The 1200-nt window shown below is 51.7% G+C and carries 1 rRNA gene; it reads right to left on the reverse strand.

Annotation, left to right across the window (positions count from 1 at the left end):
• Positions 1 to 127: 127 nt before the first annotated feature.
• Positions 128 to 1200 (reverse strand): 16S ribosomal RNA (locus tag K345_RS0106725); the annotation flags it as partial.

The following is a 1200-nucleotide window of genomic DNA, read 5'->3' on the forward strand; positions in this document are numbered from 1 at the left end:
ATAAAAGAGAGAGAAGTTCCTTTCGATCATTTCTAAAAGTCTTTTTTTCAAGCCACAATGATCTTTAACGCATCTACAGTGCTTCACTTAACAAGTTAATTTCTTTATCAATCAACCTTTCTCGTAGAAAGGAGGTGATCCAGCCGCACTTTCCAGTACGGCTACCTTGTTACGACTTCACCCCCCTTACCGAGCATACCTTCGGCACCGTCCTCCTTTGCAGGTTAGACGAGCGACTTCGGGTACCCCCAACTCGGGTGGTGTGACGGGCGGTGTGTACAAGGCCCGGGAACGTATTCACCGCGCCATGCTGATGCGCGATTACTAGCGATTCCACCTTCATGGAGTCGAGTTTCAGACTCCAATCCGAACTGAGACCAGCTTTCTGCGTTTGGCTCCACCTCGCGGCTTCGCATCACTCTGTACTGGCCATTGTAGCACGTGTGTAGCCCAGGACATAAGGGCCATGATGATTTGACGTCATCCCCACCTTCCTCCGGTTTGTCACCGGCAGTCTTGCCTGAGTCCCCAACTTAATGCTGGCAACAGACAATAGGGGTTGCGCTCGTTGCGGGACTTAACCCAACACCTCACGGCACGAGCTGACGACAACCATGCAGCACCTGTATACAAGCCCCGAAGGGAAGCAATATCTCTACTGCCGTCCTGTATATGTCAAGCCCTGGTAAGGTTCCTCGCGTATCATCGAATTAAACCACATGCTCCACCGCTTGTGCGGGCCCCCGTCAATTCCTTTGAGTTTCACCGTTGCCGGCATACTCCCCAGGCGGTGCACTTATCGCGTTTACTTCGGCACTGAGAATAACTCCCCAACACCAAGTGCACATCGTTTACGGCGTAGACTACCAGGGTATCTAATCCTGTTCGCTCCCTACGCTTTCGAGCCTCAGCGTCAATCATCGGCCAGGAGATCGCCTTCGCCTCCGGTGTTCTTCCTAATATCAACAGATTTCACCCCTACACTAGGAATTCCATCTCCCCCTCCGTGATTCAAGTTACACAGTTTCCAACGCGTTTCCGCAGTTAAGCTGCGGTCTTTCACATCAGACTTATGAAACAGCCTGCGCTCCCTTTACGCCCAATAATTCCGAACAACGCTCGCCCCTTACGTATTACCGCGGCTGCTGGCACGTAATTAGCCGGGGCTTATTCATACATTAACGTCATCCCCCTAGCATT

The organism is Spirochaeta cellobiosiphila DSM 17781 (genome assembly GCF_000426705.1).
GTDB classification, from domain to species: Bacteria; Spirochaetota; Spirochaetia; order DSM-17781; family DSM-17781; genus Spirochaeta_E; species Spirochaeta_E cellobiosiphila.